The organism is Sphingomonas sp. SRS2 (assembly GCF_000971055.1).
In the GTDB taxonomy this organism is placed as follows: domain Bacteria; phylum Pseudomonadota; class Alphaproteobacteria; order Sphingomonadales; family Sphingomonadaceae; genus Rhizorhabdus.
In genome coordinates this window covers 1-1,499 of the sequence record NZ_LARW01000134.1, presented here as the reverse complement: position 1 = coordinate 1,499, position 1,499 = coordinate 1, and the positions used below count along the sequence as shown (strand labels likewise).

The window sequence follows — 1,499 nt, the reverse complement described above, 5'->3', positions numbered from 1 at the left end:
TCATAACGCCGCTCCCTTATCGGAGCGGAACGTCGTTCCTCGCATGGGCGATCGTCAACAACAACCAGCCCGTTCCCGACGTGTTCTCCAAGATGACCAAAATCGCAGCTTCGGGCCGACTGGGCCTGATAGCCAATTCAGACCTTGCATCATTGTGCGACGTGGAAGGGATGCGGATTCCTATCCGCGCATGCCTAGCGCGTGCCGCGACTAGCGGCACTCAATCTTCCCGCCGCAGGCGGTCTGATTAACGAGTTACCCACCCCTCGCCGTCGCCAGCTTTTTGGATAGCGCTATGGCGAGGCATGGATAACTCGCAGCCCCCTTTCAGGGGGTAATCATAAGATCATAGAAGACAAAGAATAAAAACCATTATTAATCAATAGCTTATCGCAGAGGGGTAGCTCACCAGCTATGAGCTACCCCTAGCTCACCAGCTATGAGCTAGGTTCGGACAAAATCCGAAAGTTTTTGATTGAAATTAGATCATAGACCGAGGCATATAAATTTTCGATTTTATTCACTGTCTTTCAAAATCCGCTCACCGGTGAGCTACCCCTAGCTCACGACTGACAAAATTCATCAGCCTGTGGGACTAGGGAGTGCCAATGTCGCAAAAGTCTAAGCAACTAGGTTTGACCACCCCACCGGGCGGTACATGGGTGCAGACTGATCGCGCTGCTCATGAGAGATGGGCGCAACTGGCTATCGCCAATCCCCGTGCGTCATCGGTGCTCCATGTGCTGGTAGCTCAAATGGGACGGCATAATGCCATTGTGGCCAGCCAAACGACATTGGCAAAGGCCGCGCATTGCTCACTCCCGACCCTCAAGCGGGCTTTGTCTATACTCCGTGAACAGGGGTGGATCGAAGTCCGCCAGATCGGCCCAACCGGGACAGCCTGCGCCTACATCATCAATGACCGAGTAGCATGGACCGGTAAGCGTGATGGCATCCGCTACAGCCTGTTTTCGGCGGCTGTGTTGATCGCAGACGATGAACAACCGGATCGTGAGGAGCTGGGCGCGCAACCGGCGCTCCATCGTCTGCCTAACCTGTTTCCGGGTGAACGCCAGTTGCCAAGCGGTCCCGGCCTTCCTCCCCCGTCTGAACCATCCCTTCCGGGGATGGAACCAGATTTACCGGCTATAGAGCAACCCGATGGACTGGACACCTCCGCGCTCCATACGGTACGCGGTACACAGGACTAAGTGCGCAATGGTAAGCAGGACTTCCATAGGGCCAAAAGAGGCGGCGGAACGGGTCGGACGCTCCAAATCTGCCATCCTGAAAGCGATACGAGAAGGTCGTATTTCTGCTACTAAAAGCGATAGCGGCAGTTGGCATATCGAGCCTGTCGAATTGTTCCGTGGGCTCTGTTGCAAAGATTGGCGGCAGTCAGAGGTAGGCTGTCGCTCTGCGCCGATCAGGCGGCTGCTGCGAAATGGTGGTTGAGCATGCCCATGGCCTCCGTCAGCGCCGAGGGCCCAATGCCAAAA

Annotated in this window: 2 protein-coding genes; both read left to right on the top strand. The window is 55.6% G+C overall.

The genetic code is table 11. The features are described 5' to 3' along the window. A partial coding sequence (locus tag WP12_RS26040; RefSeq protein WP_235399230.1) for a hypothetical protein occupies positions 1-251 on the top strand: 251 nt, incomplete at its 5' end. A 357-nt stretch (positions 252-608) separates the two neighbouring features. Then, positions 609-1,211: a helix-turn-helix domain-containing protein gene (locus WP12_RS24430; protein ID WP_235399229.1), complete on the top strand. Its 603-nt coding sequence runs from the start codon at positions 609-611 to the stop codon at positions 1,209-1,211. Positions 1,212-1,499: the final 288 nt, after the last annotated feature.